This is a genomic window from Pseudomonas sp. PARCl1 (genome assembly GCF_947311875.1).
GTDB classification, from domain to species: Bacteria; Pseudomonadota; Gammaproteobacteria; order Pseudomonadales; family Pseudomonadaceae; genus Aquipseudomonas; species Aquipseudomonas juntendi.
Genome location: NZ_CAMZMX010000057.1, coordinates 1 through 16,517, shown reverse-complemented (window position 1 = coordinate 16,517; position 16,517 = coordinate 1). Strand labels below are relative to the sequence as shown.

Below are 16,517 nucleotides of genomic sequence, written 5' to 3'. Positions count from 1 at the left end.
CCGTGATACAGGCTTTACGTTTTCCACTGTGGGCCGTGTTGCTCGCTGTGCTGGCGCTGACCGGCTGCCAAAGCGCGCCGCCCAAGGGGCTGACCCCGGAACAGATTGCCGTGCTCAAGCGCGAAGGCTTTACCCCCACCGATGAAGGCTGGGCGTATGACTTGTCTGGCAAAGTGTTGTTCGGCAGTGACCTGGACAGCCTCAACAGCCAGAGCCAGGCGATTGTCGAGCGGATCGGCAAGGCACTGCTGGGCGTGGGTATCCAGCGTGTGCGGGTAGACGGGCATACCGACTCGTCGGGCAAGGCGGCCTATAACCAGCAGTTGTCCGAGCGCCGCGCGCAGAGCGTGGCCAAAGCCTTGGTCGGGGTCGGCATGCAGCCGCAGAACGTCCAGAGCCAGGGCCTGGGCAGCAGCCAGCCGGTGGCAGACAACCGCACCAGCGCCGGGCGTACAGAGAACCGGCGCGTGTCCATCGTGGTGGCGTCTTACTGAGCCCCGTCACTGCTGGGCAAAGCGGATTTCCCGGGTCTGCCCCATCAACAACGGTGCATTCGCCTCGGTCACCCCACGGATGTAATCCCACAACAGTGTAATCCGCTTCAACTTGCGCAAATCCTCCCGGCAATACATCCAGAATTGCCGCGTCACCTCGATGTCCTCTGGCAACACCGTGACCAGCCGTGGATCCTGTGCAGCCAGGAAACACGGCAGGATCGCCAGCCCGCGCCCCTGCAGCGCCGCCGTGTACTGGGCGATCACACTGGTACTGCGCAAGTGCGCGCTGGCGCCGGGAATCAAGTTGGCCAGGTACAGCAACTCCGAGCTGAACGCCAGGTCGTCCACGTAACTGATGAACGGGTGCCTGGCCAGGTCAGCCACCTGGCGAATCGGCGCATGGCGGTCCAGGTAGCCCTGCGTCGCATACAGCCGCAAGCTGTAGTCGCACAGCTTGCAGCACACATAAGGCCCATGCTCGGGCCGCTCCAGGGCGATGACGATATCCGCCTCGCGCTTGGACAGGCTGATGAAGTGCGGCAGCGGCAGGATATCCACCGAAATGGCCGGGTAGGCATCGACGAAGTGGCTCAACTGCGGGGTAATGAAGAAACTGCCGAAGCCTTCTGTGCACCCCATGCGCACATGCCCCGACAACGCCACGCTCGACCCGGATACCTGCTCGCAGGCCATGTGCAGCGTGCTTTCGATCGACTCGGCATAGCCCAGCAAACGCTGGCCCTCGGCGGTGAGAACAAAGCCGTTGGTGCGCGACTTTTCGAACAGCAACGTGCCCAGCGCCCCCTCCAGCGAGCTGATGCGCCGCGACACCGTGGTGTAGTCCACGCTCAGCCGTTTGGCGGCACTGCTGGCCTTGCGGGTACGGGCCACTTCAAGGAAAAACTTCAAATCGTCCCAGTTGAGCGCGCTCAGGGATGTGAGATCTTTTTGCATGATGATCCGGTTTTTTTGTGCGTTCTTGTTGGATGTTTGCACATCTATACTCGAAACAAGCCTCAGGACGCCACCTCGCGTTTGCTTGGCGCTGGCGATCTCGTCCCGACAATAATTCCAAGGAGAACGCAGATGAACGCACCGCAATCCCCGAACCCGACCAAGGTCGACCAGGTGAAGCTGTTGATCGACGGCCAGTGGGTCGAGTCCAAGACCACCGAATGGCGCGACATCGTCAACCCGGCCACCCAAGAGGTGCTGGCGCGGGTACCGTTCGCCACGGTAGATGAAGTCGATGCAGCGGTAGCCGCTGCCCACCGTGCCTTCAAGACCTGGCGAGACACCCCGATTGGCGCGCGCATGCGCATCATGCTCAAGCTGCAGGCGCTTATTCGCGAACACACCAAGCGCATTGCCCAGGTGCTCAGCGCCGAGCAGGGCAAAACCCTGGCTGACGCCGAGGGTGATATTTTCCGCGGCCTGGAAGTGGTGGAACACGCTGCTTCCATCGGCACCTTGCAGATGGGTGAATTCGCCGAAAACGTCGCCGGCGGTGTCGATACCTACACCCTGCGCCAGCCTATCGGTGTATGCGCTGGCATCACGCCGTTCAATTTCCCGGCGATGATCCCGCTGTGGATGTTCCCCATGGCCATCGTCTGCGGCAACACCTTTGTGCTCAAACCGTCCGAGCAGGATCCGCTGTCGACCATGCTGCTGGTCGAGCTGGCGCTGGAAGCCGGCGTACCGGCCGGGGTGCTGAATGTGGTGCACGGTGGCAAACAGGTGGTGGATGCCATTTGCACTCATCAAGACATCAAGGCGATTTCCTTCGTCGGCTCTACCGAAGTCGGTACCCACGTGTACAACCTGGGCAGCCAGCACGGCAAGCGCGTGCAGTCGATGATGGGCGCCAAGAACCACGCCGTGGTGCTGCCCGATGCCAACCGTACGCAAACCATCAATGCCCTGGTAGGTGCCGCCTTCGGCGCGGCGGGCCAGCGCTGCATGGCCACCTCGGTGGCGGTGCTGGTGGGCAAGGCCCGTGAGTGGCTGCCGGACATCAAGGAAGCAGCCAGCAAGCTCAAGGTCAATGCCGGGTGTGAGCCAGGCACCGATGTCGGCCCGGTGGTTTCCAAACGCGCCAAGGAGCGTGTGCTGGGCCTGATCGAAAGCGGCATCAAGGAAGGCGCCAAGCTGGAACTCGATGGCCGCGACGTCACGGTGCCGGGTTACGAGCACGGCAACTTCGTTGGCCCAACCCTGTTCTCGGGTGTGAAGACTGACATGCAGGTCTACACCCAGGAAATCTTCGGCCCGGTGCTGGTGACCCTGGAGGTCGATACCCTCGACGAAGCCATCGCCCTGGTCAACGCCAACCCGTTCGGCAACGGCACTGGCCTGTTCACCCAAAGCGGCGCGGCAGCGCGCAAGTTCCAGAGCGAGATCGACGTGGGCCAGGTGGGCATCAACATCCCGATCCCGGTGCCGGTCCCGTTCTTCAGTTTCACCGGCTCGCGTGGGTCCAAACTCGGCGACCTTGGGCCATACGGCAAGCAAGTGGTGCAGTTCTACACGCAGACCAAGACCGTCACTGCCCGCTGGTTCGACGACGACAGCGTCAACGACGGCGTGAACACCACCATCAGCCTGCGCTAAGGAGACGTCATGCGTATTGCATTCATTGGCCTGGGCAACATGGGCGCGCCCATGGCCCGCAACCTGATCAAGGCCGGGCACCAGTTGAACCTGTTCGACTTGAACAAGGCTGTACTCGCCGAGCTGGCCGAACTGGGTGGGCAGATCAGCCCGTCTCCCAAGGACGCGGCGGCCAACAGCGAGCTGGTGATCACCATGCTGCCTGCCGCTGCCCATGTGCGCAGCGTATACCTGAACGAAGATGGCGTGCTGGCCGGTATTCGTGCCGGTACACCTACCGTGGACTGCAGCACCATCGATCCGCAGACCGCGCGTGATGTGTCCAAGGCTGCAGCGGCCAAGGGCGTGGACATGGGCGATGCGCCGGTGTCCGGTGGCACCGGCGGTGCGGCAGCCGGCACGCTGACGTTCATGGTCGGTGCCAGCGCCGAGTTGTTCGCCAGCCTCAAGCCGGTGCTGGAGCAGATGGGCCGCAATATCGTCCACTGCGGCGAGGTGGGCACCGGGCAAATCGCCAAGATCTGCAACAACCTGCTGTTGGGTATCTCGATGATCGGCGTGTCCGAGGCCATGGCGCTGGGTAATGCGCTGGGCATCGATACCCAGGTGCTGGCCGGCATCATCAACAGTTCGACTGGGCGTTGCTGGAGCTCGGATACCTACAACCCATGGCCGGGCATTATCGAAACCGCGCCAGCATCGCGTGGCTATACCGGTGGCTTTGGCGCCGAACTGATGCTCAAGGACCTGGGGCTGGCGACCGAAGCGGCGCGCCAGGCACACCAGCCGGTGATCCTGGGGGCTGTGGCCCAGCAGTTGTATCAGGCCATGAGCTTGCGTGGCGAGGGTGGCAAGGACTTCTCGGCTATCGTCGAGGGGTATCGCAAGAAAGATTGACGCAAGAGGTGGGCTTCATCGCGGGCCAGGTGGCCATATAACCCTGTGGGAGCGGGCATGCCCGCGAACACCGGCAAAGCCGGTGCCATCCACCACGCTGCCTGTTTCGCGGGCGCGCCCGCCCCCACAGAGTTAGTTGTAGAGTGTCTGATCAGGCGAAAACGAAATACTTGCGCACGGTCTCGACCACTTCCCAGGTGCCTTTCATACCCGGTTCAATGACGAACACGTCACCGGCCTTCAGGTGCTTCGGCTCTTCGCCTTCCGGGGTGATGATGCAGTAGCCATCGAGGAAGTGGCAGAACTCCCACTTGTCGTAATTGACCTCGAACTTGCCCGGGGTGCAGATCCAGGTGCCCATGATCTTGCTGCCGTCGGCCGACAGGTAGGCATTGAGGTTGACGGTGTGCGGATCGCCGCCGATGCGCTTCCACTTGGTGGCGTCCACGACCGGCGTGGGGCAGGTTTCGCGCAGGACGGTGATGAAATCGGACATGGCACAACTCCTGGTGACTGGCTGAATGACGGGTCACCATAGGGCCATCGGCCGAGCCGCAGTTGCCTGGGCTCGACGTCCAGCTGTCTGGTCGCGCTATGCCCACCAATACCGCACAAAGTGGAAGAACACTGGCGCCGCAAAGCACACCGAATCCATGCGGTCGAGCATGCCGCCGTGGCCTTCGATCATGTGCCCCCAGTCTTTCACCCCACGGTCACGCTTGATAGCCGACATCACCAGCCCGCCGAAGAAGCCCATGGCGTTCACGGCCAAGGCCATCAGCGCGGCCTGCCAGAAGCTGAAGGGCGTGATCCAGCACAGCAGGGCGCCGATCAGGGTGGCCAGCGCTACGCCGCCGGCCAGGCCTTCGACGGTCTTGGAGGGGGACAGGTTGGGCGCCACCTTGTGTTTGCCGAACAGCTTGCCGCACACGTACTGCAGCACGTCGCTGAGTTGCACCACCAGAATCAGCCAGGCGATCAGCAGCAGGTTGCGGCCCTCGTAGCCGGGGATGTCCAGGGTCATCAGGGCCGGCACCGACGACACGCAGTACACGGCGATCATCAAGCCCCATTGCACTTTTGACGCACGCTCGAGGAACCGTGTGGTATCACCGCCCAGGCTGGCGAGGATCGGCAGCAGCAGGAACAGGTACACCGGGATGAAGATGCTGAACAGGCCATACCAGTCCATGGCGATCAGCACGTACTGCACCGGGAGTGCCACGTAGAAGGCTGCCACCAGTGCCGGGTAGTCGCTGCGCCGGGTAGGGGTGAGGGTCATGAATTCGCGCAGGGCATAGAACGACACACCGTAGAACAGCACGATCACACCATACTTGCCGAACACAAAGGCAATGCCGATCACCACCACCATTACCCACCAGGCATTGATGCGGGCGTTGAGGTTGTCGATCACGGCGTGCGGCGCCGGGCCGGCGCGCCATTTGAGCAGGCGGCCGACCACGCTTGCCAGCAGCAGCAGGGCGCCGATGCCGGCAAACAGGGAAAGGGTGTTGTTGTCCATGTCAGGCATCCTTGGGGGCCAGGTTCAGCAGGGCCTGGCTGGCCCGCTCGAGAAACGCCTGCTTGCTTTCATCGGCGTGCAGGTGCAGCGGTTCGCCAAAGCTCAGGGTGCACAGCAACGGCAATGGCAAGGCGCGCCCTTTGGGCATCACCCGGTTGAGGTTGGCGATCCAGACCGGTACCAGTTCGACCTGCGGGTGGGCGGCTGCCAGGTGATACAACCCGCTTCTGAAGGGCAGTAGCGGTTCGTCGCCAAGGTTGCGCGTGCCCTCCGGGAAGAAGATCAGCGAGTCGCCCTGGGCCACCGCGTCCAGCACCGGCTGCAAAGGGTTGCCTTGCCCTTCGCTGCGCTGGCGCTCGATCAATACCCCGTTGAAGACATTGCGGATAAGAAAGTCGCGGATGCCCGGCCTGGCCCAGTAGTCTGCGCCGGCCACCGGGCGCGTGCGTTGGCGCAGCACTTGCGGCAGCGAGGCCCACAGCAGCACGAAGTCGCCGTGGCTGCTGTGGTTGGCGAAATACAGGCGCTGCACCGGCAGCGCCGAGCACCCCAGCCAGAGGGCGCGGGCCCCGGTAATCAGGCGGGCGGCCGAGGTGATGACGTAAGCAGTCAGGTTGGCGAGCATAGGCAGGTGGTCATCCCTTCAAAGGCAGTGTCAGCAGGGTAGCCAAGGCTAGCGACAGCTGCAGGCCCAGGCATACGGCCTGACGGCGCAACAGGCCCAGTGCGGCCCGGCTGCGGGCAGGCCAGGCGCGGCCGTCGGTGGCCTGTGGTTTGAGTTTCAGTTCGAACAGGGCGCGGTCCAGGGCCTGGGTGTCAGCCGGCAGGTCTGCGCTATTGGCCAGGTGGGCAAACAGTTCGGCATCGATAGCCACGCGGATGGCCCAGTATTTGTGGAGTACGCCGAGCACCAGCAGCACGCTGCACAGCAGGCTCGCCAGCGGATGCAGCGGGGCATTGAGCAGCGGTGAAAGGCCATACGCCAGGGCCAGCAAGGTGAGGCCGTCGGACAGGCGCTCCAGCTGTTTGCCTCGGCCCAGCAGGATGGCGGCCACGCGCAGGTTCATGGCTGTGCTCCCAGTTGCTGGAGCGCATGGCGGTGGGCACTGTGCAATACGATGCCGGGGCGGGCTTTGCGGATAAGGGATTCTGCCTGCTGGGCGTCAACGCACCGGCCGGTCACCACCAGCCAGGCCGCCACGGCACTGGCGCTGCGTGAGTAGCCTAAAGCGCAGCACACTAGCACCGGGCCCTGGGCGTGCAGGTGTTCGATGGCGTTGGCGGCCTGCTGTAGCAGGGCAACGTCTGGCGCTATCAGATCCAGGGTAGCGAAACACTGATAGTCAAGGGCTGACGCGATCGTCGTAGGAGCGGCCTTGCGTCGCGAAAGGGCTGCGGAGCAGCCCCGACAGTTTCTGCTGCGAAGCTGGAAACCCTGGGCCGCTTCGCGCCCCTCTCGCGACACAAGGCCGCTCCTACAATGGTTTGCGTTACACGGCAGTTCTGCGCACAGATCAACAATTGCAGCGAACTGCGTGTCGCGCCCTGGGATTCTCCCCAGGTACACACCATCGCATACCTCGTCGGCCTGTGGATGGCGCCGGGTCCACAGCCGCGAATTGAGCCATGCGCCCGCCAGATAGGGTGCCAGCAGCCACCGGCTTGCAGGCGACAAGCGCCCGTCATCACCCTTCTGAAAACCACCCGCCCCGAACACGGCGTAGTTCAGCGCCACCAGCCCCAACGATACCGCCGGCCAACTCAACCCCAGCCAAGCCCCGCCCATCGCAGCGGCAGGGAGTACACACAGCAGCGCGCCCAAGGCATAACAAGCGGCAACCTTCCAGCGCTTGGCATCCTGAGCAAGACGGGCCGCCTGAAAGGGCAGGCGCCCTTGCTGCGGCCACAGCCACAGGCAGGCAAACCCCGCCAGCGCCCCCGTGGGCACATCGATGAAATGGTGCTGCCAGGTGGTCAGCACCGACACCCCGATCAGCGCCATCCAGCCATGCATTAGCCAACGCCAGGGCTGGCGTTGCACATGCCGGGCAAACATCGCCCAGATGATCACCAGCAAAGCGATGTGCAGCGAAGGCGCCTGGTTGAATGGCTTGTCGAAGCCCATCAACACATCGAACAGCCAGCCGAACAGCCCGTCCAGGCCCGGCCGCTCGAAGGTGAACCGCAGCGGCCACAGCAGAAAACAGCAGACGCTGATCACCTGTGCGCTGAGCAACGCCAGCGCGTGGCGGTCCATTTCCTGGCGTGTGCGCGGCAGCAGGAAGGACAACCCGTACAGCAGGTCGATCGACCAGTACGGGATGATCGTCCAGGGCCACAGCGGCATGCCGTGCTCCCAGCCGAACACCAGGCTGCCGACATCACTGCGCCCAGCCGTGTAATTGTTCGCCAGCCCATAGCTGAGGAAGAACAACGGCCCCAGCAGCAGAAGCCAGAACACACCCCGGCGAATCAGCCCGTGCTCGCGTGGCGGGCTCACTCAGCGCACCCGCTGTGCCAGGCTGACGCTGAAAATGCCCCATTCATCGATGCGCTGGGCCAGCTTGCGGAAGCCCGCGGCCTCAACCAGCTGGTCCATCTCGGCCTGGCTGCGCCGGCGCATTACCCAAGCCTCGCCACCGCGGTGGCTGGTGAGGGCGCGGGCAATCATCTCCAGTTGCGGGTGCCATGGCTGGCCGGTGTAGACCAGGTAGCCGCCATCCTCTATGGCGTCGGCCAGCCCGGCCAGGGAATTGCCCACCAGTTGGTTACTGGGGAAGAGCTCGTACAACCCTGAAACCACGCCCAGCGTTGGGGGTTGTTCAAGTGTGGCCAGGCTCTGGCGATCGAAAGCATCGCCCTGTACGAAGCGGGCGATGTCGGCCAGGCCCTTCTCGCGGATCAGCGCGCTGCCTTGCTGAACGTTCAGTTCGCTGTAGTCGCGCAGCAGGATCGAATCTGGCAACTGCTCAAGGCCTTGAAGGGCTTCGAGGATATAGCGGCCATGGCCGGCCGCAATATCGACAATGTGCACGGGCCGTTGCTGTTCACGCAGGTGGGCGATGGCCAGGCGCAGCAATTGCTCGACGTGCAGCTTGCGTTGGCGAATGCCACGCCAGCCGATGGCGTCGAGGTAGTTCTGGTCGATCAGGCGCCCCAGTTTGCCCTTGCCGGTCGGCTGGTTGCGGTACACGTAGTCGAGGGTGCTGCCAGAATCGAAGCCGGTGTCAAACCCGAGCTTCACCCCCGCAGACAGCCCCTTGCCCAGGCTCAAGCCGGCTCGGGTGGCGCGCCAGTAAAGGTCGCGGGGCGAGTTGCGCGGCAGCGGCGCAGCCAGGCTTTCTGCCTCGGCGCAACTGGCCCCGGTCTTGTCGGCATCCAGCAGTGAGGGCAACGCGGCGGGGCTGGCAAAGCAATGGTCGACAAACCGTTCGATGCGCCTCAGGGCATGGGCCCGATCACGTTCACCCAAGGTGTCGTGGAAGAACCCAGGCAGTATGTGCATCTCCTTTCGTGTGCTGCCGAGCCGGTCGAAAAACCGTTCTTGCGGTTGGCGCTCGACCACGAAATCAGCCCCGGACACCAGCAGCTGGGTCGGCACCTGGATGGCCTGGGCGTCGGCCACCACGCGGTCGGCGGCCTCGTACAGGCCCAGCAGCATGGTTACCGAAATGGGCCGGCTGATCAGCGGGTCGGCCACGTACGACATCACCCGCTCAGGGTCGTGGGTGAGCAGGCGCGGCTTGACGTAGCTATTCACGAAGAAATTGCCGCGCAAGGCCTTCAGCAGCTTCAGGCCTGGGCGGGCAAACGGCACGTACAGCTTGACCTTGAACGCTGGCGAGGCCAACACCAGGCAGCGCACCTTGGGCGCGTAGTCGTGGGCCCAGGTGGCGATCAGCACGGCGCCGACGCTTTGTGCCAGTACCACCAGGTCCTGTTCGGCGATGCCGTGGTGGGCCTGGATGTGTTCGATGAAGGTTTGCACGTCGCGCACACTGGTGGCGAACCCCGGGCTGTCGCCACGCGCGCCTGGCGAGCGGCCGTGGCCGCGGGCATCCCAGGCGAAGAAGTCGTAGCCCGGCATGTCCAGCTCATCGGCCAGGTGGGCCATGCGCCCGCCGTGCTCATGGCCCCGGTGGAACATCACCACGGCGCGGCGTGGCTGGTGTTCGTTGCGGGTGGCAGGCCAATGACGGTAATGCAGCTCGACACCGTCATGGGTGGGGAAGTGCAGCGCTTGCGCTTGGCGCATGGTCAACGTCCTTTTGCGGTGACGATAGGCTCAGCGGGTTTCGGCCAGGCCCTGGCGAACCCGGTTGTAGAGGGTATAGAGCGAGAGCGCGAGGATGACCAGCAACAGGCCGTTGATCCAAGCGCCATCGAGCAGGCCAAAGGCGACGCCGGTGCCCAGCACGCCGAAGGCGAAGGCCCTGTCGCTCTTGCCCATAGGCCCGTCGTAGCGCCGCGAGGCGCCTGCCAGCGGGCCCATGACACCGGCGTACTCGCTGAAGGTGGCGCACAGCACCACCAGCACCACCAGCGCAGGCGACACCCCGGCCAACAGGGCGAAGGGCAGGTACAGCGCTGCATCGGCAATCACGTCACACAGTTCGTTGAGGTAAGCACCGAGGGTGGATTGCTGGCCGAACTCCCGGGCCAGCATGCCGTCGACCGCATTCAGCGCCATGCGCAGCAGCATCCAGATCGGTACCAGGATGAACAGCCAGGTGATGTGCGGCAGGGCGGCCAGCAGCAGGCCCACCAGGAGCGATACCACGGCAGCGGTGACAGTGACCTGGTTGGCGGTGACGCCCCGGTCGTAAAGGCGTTGCACGGCCGGGCGCAACAAGGCCTGGAAGCGTGGTTTCAGCTGGTAGATCGAGGCCACTGGAAAATCCTTTTTTTGGGGGCGCCATGACGCCATTGTGTGTGAGCCTTCTTCGCGGGTAAACCCGCGAAGAATCCAACGCAGTGCATGGCACCGGCTGCGCCGGTGTTCGCGGGCGCGCCCGCTCCTACAGGGACCGCGCCAGCTTTTAGTAATTGAGCAAGACAGTTGCTCCAACCAGCCGGTCAACCAACCCCGACGCATACCCTGGCAACGCCGCAAAGTCCCGCGCGCACACCAGCAACCGGCGGTTGGCCCAGGGTTCCGCCAGGGCTACCCAGTGCAGCGGCAACAGCCCTTGCCAACGCTTCACCGCCGCCAGTGGCACCACCCCGACCCCAGCCCCGCCTGCAACCATGCGGATCACGCCATCAAACCCTTCGGCCCGCACTCTCACCTGCATGCGCCGGCCTTCCCGCAATGCCTGTTCCTCCAGGTACAACGCCAATGCACTGCCTGCTCCAAGCCCGACATGACCATGCGCCAGGCTGTCGATGAAGCTGGGGGCAGCCTCGCTGGCCAGCGGATGGCCAGGCGGCGTTACCAGCACCAGTGGGTCGTCACGAAACGGCCGGGTTTGCAGGTGCCGGAAAGGCGCGGCTGTTGAAACAATGCCAAGGTCTGCCATGCCTTGCGTAATCGCCTGCACGATGCGCAGGCTCGGCAGTTCCTGTATGTCCACGCTGACGCCGGGGTTTTCAGCCAAATAACCGGCCACAAGTTCGGGCAGGTACTCCGTAAGTGCTGCGGTGTTGCACAGCAGGCGCACTTGGCCGTGCTGCCCCTGCGCGTACTGGCCCAGGTCGAACTGCAGGCGTTCGACCTGCTGGGCAATCAGGCGGGCATGCAGCAACAGCGCCTGGCCGGCCGGGGTCGGCTGAACACCGCGGCGGTTACGCTGCAGTAAAGGGATGCCCAGCGACGCTTCCATGGCCCGGATGCGCGCACTGGCTGCCGGCAGCGACAGATGGCTGCGGCTGGCACCGGCGGTGATGTTGCCGCACTCCAGGGTGTGCTGGAACAGCTTGAGGTCGATCAGGTCGAAATGCATGTGCCTCTGCCTCAGCAAGAGTCTGGATAAGGGTATGGCAGATTTTCAGCCTGCCCGCCACGGGCCATTATCGGCCCATGAATACCTTGCTCGCTTTCTACCACAACATGGGCCCTGCTCTGTCGCTGCTGGTGGTGCTGACGTTCCTGCTGGCCGGCGCAGTGAAAGGCGTGATCGGCCTGGGGCTGCCCACCATCGCGATGGGCCTGCTGGGCCTGGCTATGCCTCCGGCGCAGGCTGCAGCACTGCTGATCGTGCCGTCGACCCTTACCAACCTTTGGCAGTTGGCCAGCGGCGGGCACCTGCGAGCGTTGCTGGTGCGGCTGGGCCCGATGCTGGCGCTGATCTTCATTGGCACCTTGCTGGGCAGTACCTGGCTGGGCATCGACAGCGGGCCATGGGCCGCGCATGCGTTGGGTGCGGCCTTGCTGGCGTACGCGGTGTACGGGCTGGTTGGGCCGGGCTTGCGCTTGGCAGCGGCGCACGAGCGTTGGCTGGGGCCGGCGTGCGGGCTGGTGACGGGGGTAATCACGGCGGCAACCGGCGTATTCGTGATACCTGCGGTGCCCTACTTGCAGAGCCTGGGCCTGAGCCGCGAGCAGATGATCCAGGCGCTGGGCCTGTCGTTCACGGTTTCGACCCTGGCACTGGCTGTTGGCCTGGCCGGGCAGGATGCCCTCGGTGGCCAGGCCTTGGGTGCTTCACTGCTGATGCTGGCGCCAGCCTTGCTCGGCATGCTGGCCGGGCAGTGGTTGCGTCAGCGTATCAGCGCGTTGCTGTTCAAGCGTTGTTTCTTCATCGGCCTGGCCGCACTGGGCGGCCACTTGCTGATCAACGGTTAGCGCTGGACGCGCTGAGCATGTTGACCCGCTGGATATCGAAATCGCGCTCAAGGTAGTCCATGCGTTTTTCGAAGAAGGCGGCCATGTGCGGCAGGGCCGAATGCACATCCAGCGCGGCCTGGTCGGCCCACACTTCGAAAAACACGAACAGGCTCGGGTCTTGCTGGTCGCGCAGCATGTGGTACTCGATGCAACCTGGCTCCTGGCGGCTCGGCTCGACATAAGGGCGGAACAGGTTTTCGAACGCATCGGCCATTTCCGGGCGGGTCTTGGCTTTGAGGATGAAGGCGATCTGCTCAGTCATGGGGCGCTACTCGGTGAGGGGTGGTGAACCGATTCTACGGCAATAATGCGATGCTGATTCGTGACTTCTGGTCAATTGTATTTTGCCCGGTGACTTCTGTATCCCGCCCCAGCGAACCTCTAACCTGCCGACATCAAATTTTGACTCGGCCGGGGAGGCCAGCATGAAAAAGATTCTTCTGCTCAATGGTGGTAAACAGTTCGCTCACTCTGATGGCCGCCTCAACACGACCTTGCACGAAGCGGCCATCGCCCACCTGGACCGCGCCGGTTTCGATGTACAGCAGACGTTCATCGACGGTGGCTACGACGTGCAGGCCGAGGTCGAGAAGTTTCTCTGGGCCGATGTGATCATCTACCAGATGCCGGGCTGGTGGATGGGCGCGCCGTGGACGGTGAAGAAGTACATCGATGAAGTGTTCACCGCAGGCCATGGCAGCCTCTACGCCAACGATGGCCGCACCCGCTCGGATCACACGCAGAAGTACGGCAGCGGTGGCCTGGTGCACGGCAAGCAATACATGCTGTCGCTGACCTGGAACGCGCCGCAGCAGGCCTTCGATGACCCGAGCGATTTCTTTGAAGGCAAAGGCGTGGATGCGGTGTACTTCCCGTTCCACAAGGCCAACCAGTTCCTTGGCATGACCGGCCTGCCGACTTTCCTGGCAACGGATGTGATGAAGCGCCCGGATGTGCCGGCGGCGCTGGCAGCTTATGAAGCCCATCTGGACAAGGTGTTCGGCAAGGCAGCGTGATGGGTTGCCTGTACTGGCCTCATCGCGGGCTGGCCTGCTCCCACGGTGAGGTAGGAGCAGCCGCAGTTGGCCTGTACATGCGATTATCTGATCCTTGCACAGACCCATCACAGGCCCGAATGTGAAAACCCGATCCGAAGAACTTCAGGTGTTCGTCGCCGTCATCGACTGCGGCTCGATCTCCGCCGCTGCCGAGCAGATGGGCCAGACCCCGTCCGCCGTCAGCCGCACGTTGTCGCGCCTGGAGGGCAAGCTGGGCACCACTCTGGTCAATCGCACCACCCGGCGTATGGACCTCACCGAGGAAGGGCGTTTTTTCCTCGACCGCGCGCGGTTGATCCTGCAGCAGATGGACGACATGGAAGAGCGCCTGTCGATGAACCGCCAGACCCCTACCGGGCGCCTGCGCATCAACGCTGCCGCCCCTTTCATGCTGCATGCCATCGTGCCGTGGATCGGCGAGTTCCGCCGCCAGTACCCGGGCATAGAGCTGGAGCTGAATACCGACGACCTGATCATCGACCTGCTGGAGCACAGCACCGATGTGGCGATTCGCATCGGCGAACTGGCCGACTCCAGCCTGCATGCACGCAGCCTCGGCTGCAGCCCGGTGCAGGTGCTGGCAAGTCCCGCCTACCTGGCGCAGCATGGGATGCCCCAGCGTGTCGAGGACCTGGCCAACCACTGCCTGCTTGGCTTTAGCCAGCCCGACTCGCTCAACCAATGGCCGCTGCGCCATGCCCAGGGTGACCGCTTCGGTATCCGCCCCGCGTTGCTCGCTTCCAGCGGCGAGACCCTGCGCCAGCTGGCGCTGGCCGGGGAGGGCATCGTCAGCCTGTCGCATTTCATGACCCACGAAGACATTCGCAGCGGGCGCTTGCAGGTGCTGTTGGGTGAAGCCAACAACGGTTACCGGCAACCGATTCACGCGGTGTACTACCGCAACACGCAACTGGCCCTGCGTATTCAGTGCTTTCTGGATTTCATCCAGCGCAAGCTGGCCATGTACGCCTGCTGAGTTGCCTGAACGCGACAAAGCCTGCCCACGGGCGGCGAAACGCCCTGCGGTTGATTGCACAGTCCAGGCGCATCGGCCTTACTGACTGCTCGACAAAAACAACACCAAGGAAGTGTCATGCGTATTGTCCCGTTTCAGTACCTGGCTCTCGCAACCGCGATCCTGAGCTGTTCTTCGGTTTACGCTGCGGATCTGGAAGGCGGTGCAGTGGCTGCCCCCGATCAATATGGTGCACAGGTCGCCGCCGATATCCTGAAAAAGGGCGGCAACGCAGTCGATGCCGCCGTGGCCACGGCCTTCACCCTGGCGGTGACCTACCCCGAGGCCGGCAATATCGGCGGCGGCGGTTTCATGACCCTGTTCGTCGACGGCAAGCCGTATTTCCTCGACTACCGCGAAGTGGCGCCCAAGGCCGCCACGCGCAACATGTACCTGGACGACAAGGGTGAGGTCATCGAGAACCTCAGCCTGGTCGGGGTGCGCGCCGCTGGCGTACCCGGCACGGTGATGGGCTTGTGGGAGGCGCATCGCAAGTTTGGCAAGCTGCCCTGGAGCGAGCTGCTGACCCCGGCCATCGGCTATGCGAAAAATGGCTTCAAGGTCGCGGAAAAGCAGTACCAGTACCGCAACGATGCACAGGGCATGTTCAAGACTGCGACCAACTTCAACGATTACTTCGGCAACATGAAGGTTGGCGAGCTGTTCAGGCAGCCCGAACTGGCCCAGACCCTGGAGCGCATCGCCGACAAAGGCGTCAGCGAGTTCTACCAGGGCAAGACTGCCGATTTGCTGGTGGCGCAGATGCAGGCCGACAAGGGCCTGATCACCAAGCAAGACCTGCAGGATTACAAGGCCGTATGGCGTGAGCCGATGGCCGTCAGCTGGCGTGGCAACGTGGTGTATACCGCGCCACCACCGAGCTCCGGCGGTGTAGCCCTGGCTCAGTTGCTGGGCATCAAGGAAGACCGCGCGGCGGACTTCAAGGGGGTGGCGCACAACTCGGCGCAGTACATCCACCTGCTGGCCGAGATCGAGAAGCGCGTGTTCGCCGACCGCGCCGACTACCTCGGTGACCCGGCCTTTACCCAAGTGCCGGTGGATAAACTGGTGGCCAAGGACTACCTGGCCAAGCGCGCTGCGCAGGTCAACCCGAAAGCCATTTCCGACACTGACAAGGTCAAGCCCGGGCTGGAGCCGCACCAGACCACGCACTTTTCCATCGTCGACAAGCACGGCAACGCGGTCAGCAACACCTACACCCTCAACCTCGACTACGGCAGCGGCGTGGTGGTGAAAGGGGCGGGTTTCCTGCTGAACGACGAGATGGACGATTTCAGCGCCAAGCCGGGGGCGGCCAATGCCTTTGGTGTAGTCGGCGGTGATGCCAACGCGATCGAGCCGGGCAAGCGCATGCTGTCGTCGATGAGCCCCAGCCTGATGACCCGTGACGGCAAGGTCGAGCTGGTGATCGGCACCCCGGGTGGTTCGCGGATCTTTACCTCGATCTTCCAAGTGATGAACAACCTGTATGACTACGGCATGCCATTGGACAAGGCGGTGGCGGCGCAGCGTGTGCACCATCAGTTGCTGCCCAAGGACACCATCTACTTCGACAGCTATGCACCGTTGACCGGGCCTGTGGCTGACGGCCTGAAGAAGATGGGGTATGTGCTGGAAGACCAGGGCTGGGAGATGGGGGATATCCAGGCGATCCGGGTAGAAGGGGCAAAGCTGGAGACGGCCTCTGATCCACGGGGGCGTGGGGTGGGCATGATCGTCAAATAAGCTGCCGCCTGTGCTGGCCTGATCGCCGGCAAGTCAGCTCCCACGGGGATCGCATCAGGGCTGACAGGTGTTTGCCACAAGGTATGCAGCGCCTGTTAGAGCGAGCGCCGCCCGCGCGGCGCATCGCGAGCTGCGCTCGCTCCTACGTTTGTTTCGGGCGAATTATTCCTGTGGGATTTGCGCGCGAACGCCTTGGCGCATGCCTCAAAATCGCGTCGTACGAACAAGGCGGCCGCGCGCATCTGGCACAGGGGTTACTGGCCCGAAACAAACGTAGATACTCTGTTGGCGGTCAAGCTTTTCTGAGGTGTTCAGAGCTGAAAAGCTTGGCCGTATCAAA

Annotated in this window: 17 protein-coding genes; 7 read left to right on the top strand and 10 right to left on the bottom strand. The window is 63.5% G+C overall.

Going from position 1 to position 16,517, the window contains the following annotated elements; all coding sequences use genetic code 11:
- Positions 1-2 precede the first annotated feature (2 nt).
- Positions 3-494 (top strand): OmpA family protein, encoded by a 492-nt coding sequence (locus QME24_RS22380; RefSeq protein WP_054905847.1) that lies wholly within the window; start codon positions 3-5, stop codon positions 492-494.
- Positions 495-500: 6 nt separating this feature from the next.
- Here the strand turns inward: QME24_RS22380 and QME24_RS22375 are convergent, their stop codons facing one another.
- Positions 501-1,451 carry a LysR family transcriptional regulator gene (locus QME24_RS22375; protein ID WP_054905846.1) on the bottom strand — a complete coding sequence of 317 codons (951 nt, stop codon included), beginning with the start codon at positions 1,449-1,451 and terminating at the stop codon, positions 501-503.
- Between the two features lie 132 nt (positions 1,452-1,583).
- Between QME24_RS22375 and QME24_RS22370 the strand changes: the two genes are divergently transcribed.
- Positions 1,584-3,110 carry a CoA-acylating methylmalonate-semialdehyde dehydrogenase gene (locus tag QME24_RS22370; RefSeq protein WP_054905845.1) on the top strand — a complete coding sequence of 509 codons (1,527 nt, stop codon included), beginning with the start codon at positions 1,584-1,586 and terminating at the stop codon, positions 3,108-3,110.
- Between the two features lie 9 nt (positions 3,111-3,119).
- Positions 3,120-4,007, top strand: coding sequence for a 3-hydroxyisobutyrate dehydrogenase (mmsB, locus tag QME24_RS22365; RefSeq protein WP_192440979.1), 888 nt, complete (start codon positions 3,120-3,122; stop codon positions 4,005-4,007).
- A 151-nt stretch (positions 4,008-4,158) separates the two neighbouring features.
- Here the strand turns inward: mmsB and QME24_RS22360 are convergent, their stop codons facing one another.
- The 8 genes from QME24_RS22360 to QME24_RS22325 form a co-directional block, all read right to left on the bottom strand.
- A complete protein-coding gene (locus QME24_RS22360; protein WP_003251579.1) occupies positions 4,159-4,503 on the bottom strand; it encodes a cupin domain-containing protein in 345 nt (114 codons plus the stop codon).
- Positions 4,504-4,599: 96 nt separating this feature from the next.
- Positions 4,600-5,532, bottom strand: coding sequence for a phosphatidate cytidylyltransferase (locus tag QME24_RS22355; RefSeq protein WP_009683878.1), 933 nt, complete (start codon positions 5,530-5,532; stop codon positions 4,600-4,602).
- Between the two features lies 1 nt (position 5,533).
- A complete protein-coding gene (locus QME24_RS22350) occupies positions 5,534-6,157 on the bottom strand; it encodes a lysophospholipid acyltransferase family protein (protein WP_192440977.1) in 624 nt (207 codons plus the stop codon).
- Between the two features lie 10 nt (positions 6,158-6,167).
- Positions 6,168-6,599: a hypothetical protein gene (locus QME24_RS22345; protein WP_192440976.1), complete on the bottom strand. Its 432-nt coding sequence runs from the start codon at positions 6,597-6,599 to the stop codon at positions 6,168-6,170.
- Positions 6,596-8,032 carry a phosphatase PAP2/dual specificity phosphatase family protein gene (locus tag QME24_RS22340; RefSeq protein ID WP_192440974.1) on the bottom strand — a complete coding sequence of 479 codons (1,437 nt, stop codon included), beginning with the start codon at positions 8,030-8,032 and terminating at the stop codon, positions 6,596-6,598. The genes QME24_RS22345 and QME24_RS22340 overlap by 4 nt, the downstream gene beginning before the upstream one ends.
- Positions 8,033-9,787, bottom strand: a complete 1,755-nt coding sequence (locus tag QME24_RS22335; protein WP_192440972.1) for a bifunctional alpha/beta hydrolase/class I SAM-dependent methyltransferase — start codon at positions 9,785-9,787, stop codon at positions 8,033-8,035.
- Between the two features lie 30 nt (positions 9,788-9,817).
- Positions 9,818-10,423 (bottom strand): CDP-alcohol phosphatidyltransferase family protein, encoded by a 606-nt coding sequence (locus QME24_RS22330; protein WP_110679772.1) that lies wholly within the window; start codon positions 10,421-10,423, stop codon positions 9,818-9,820.
- A gap of 148 nt (positions 10,424-10,571) precedes the next feature.
- The gene (locus QME24_RS22325; protein ID WP_054905838.1) at positions 10,572-11,474 is read right to left on the bottom strand and encodes a LysR family transcriptional regulator; all 903 of its coding nucleotides are present in this window, start codon (positions 11,472-11,474) and stop codon (positions 10,572-10,574) included.
- A 77-nt stretch (positions 11,475-11,551) separates the two neighbouring features.
- On the opposite strand from QME24_RS22325, the gene QME24_RS22320 reads away from it, so the two are divergent.
- Positions 11,552-12,316: a sulfite exporter TauE/SafE family protein gene (locus QME24_RS22320; protein ID WP_054905837.1), complete on the top strand. Its 765-nt coding sequence runs from the start codon at positions 11,552-11,554 to the stop codon at positions 12,314-12,316.
- Here the strand turns inward: QME24_RS22320 and QME24_RS22315 are convergent.
- The gene (locus tag QME24_RS22315) at positions 12,306-12,620 is read right to left on the bottom strand and encodes a putative quinol monooxygenase (protein ID WP_054905836.1); all 315 of its coding nucleotides are present in this window, start codon (positions 12,618-12,620) and stop codon (positions 12,306-12,308) included. The two genes, QME24_RS22320 and QME24_RS22315, sit on opposite strands and share 11 nt — an antisense overlap.
- A 163-nt stretch (positions 12,621-12,783) precedes the next feature.
- Between QME24_RS22315 and QME24_RS22310 the strand changes: the two genes are divergently transcribed.
- The 3 genes from QME24_RS22310 to ggt all read left to right on the top strand — a co-directional run bounded on the left by QME24_RS22310 (position 12,784) and on the right by ggt (position 16,177).
- A complete protein-coding gene (locus tag QME24_RS22310; RefSeq protein WP_009683866.1) occupies positions 12,784-13,374 on the top strand; it encodes an NAD(P)H-dependent oxidoreductase in 591 nt (196 codons plus the stop codon).
- A gap of 121 nt (positions 13,375-13,495) precedes the next feature.
- A complete protein-coding gene (locus tag QME24_RS22305; protein ID WP_192440970.1) occupies positions 13,496-14,392 on the top strand; it encodes a LysR family transcriptional regulator in 897 nt (298 codons plus the stop codon).
- 117 nt (positions 14,393-14,509) lie between these two features.
- Positions 14,510-16,177 carry a gamma-glutamyltransferase gene (ggt, locus tag QME24_RS22300; protein WP_029887178.1) on the top strand — a complete coding sequence of 556 codons (1,668 nt, stop codon included), beginning with the start codon at positions 14,510-14,512 and terminating at the stop codon, positions 16,175-16,177.
- Positions 16,178-16,517: the final 340 nt, after the last annotated feature.

What these genes read in the sequence shown, in the direction of transcription:
- QME24_RS22375 (WP_054905846.1), bottom strand. Translation starts at nt 1,451, where the DNA reads ATGCAAAAAGATCTCACATCCCTGAGCGCGCTCAACTGGGACGATTTG.
- QME24_RS22370 (WP_054905845.1), top strand. Translation starts at nt 1,584, where the DNA reads ATGAACGCACCGCAATCCCCGAACCCGACCAAGGTCGACCAGGTGAAG.
- mmsB (WP_192440979.1), top strand. Translation starts at nt 3,120, where the DNA reads ATGCGTATTGCATTCATTGGCCTGGGCAACATGGGCGCGCCCATGGCC.
- QME24_RS22360 (WP_003251579.1), bottom strand. Translation starts at nt 4,503, where the DNA reads ATGTCCGATTTCATCACCGTCCTGCGCGAAACCTGCCCCACGCCGGTC.
- QME24_RS22355 (WP_009683878.1), bottom strand. Translation starts at nt 5,532, where the DNA reads ATGGACAACAACACCCTTTCCCTGTTTGCCGGCATCGGCGCCCTGCTG.
- QME24_RS22350 (WP_192440977.1), bottom strand. Translation starts at nt 6,157, where the DNA reads ATGCTCGCCAACCTGACTGCTTACGTCATCACCTCGGCCGCCCGCCTG.
- QME24_RS22345 (WP_192440976.1), bottom strand. Translation starts at nt 6,599, where the DNA reads ATGAACCTGCGCGTGGCCGCCATCCTGCTGGGCCGAGGCAAACAGCTG.
- QME24_RS22335 (WP_192440972.1), bottom strand. Translation starts at nt 9,787, where the DNA reads ATGCGCCAAGCGCAAGCGCTGCACTTCCCCACCCATGACGGTGTCGAG.
- QME24_RS22325 (WP_054905838.1), bottom strand. Translation starts at nt 11,474, where the DNA reads ATGCATTTCGACCTGATCGACCTCAAGCTGTTCCAGCACACCCTGGAG.
- QME24_RS22320 (WP_054905837.1), top strand. Translation starts at nt 11,552, where the DNA reads ATGAATACCTTGCTCGCTTTCTACCACAACATGGGCCCTGCTCTGTCG.
- QME24_RS22315 (WP_054905836.1), bottom strand. Translation starts at nt 12,620, where the DNA reads ATGACTGAGCAGATCGCCTTCATCCTCAAAGCCAAGACCCGCCCGGAA.
- QME24_RS22310 (WP_009683866.1), top strand. Translation starts at nt 12,784, where the DNA reads ATGAAAAAGATTCTTCTGCTCAATGGTGGTAAACAGTTCGCTCACTCT.
- ggt (WP_029887178.1), top strand. Translation starts at nt 14,510, where the DNA reads ATGCGTATTGTCCCGTTTCAGTACCTGGCTCTCGCAACCGCGATCCTG.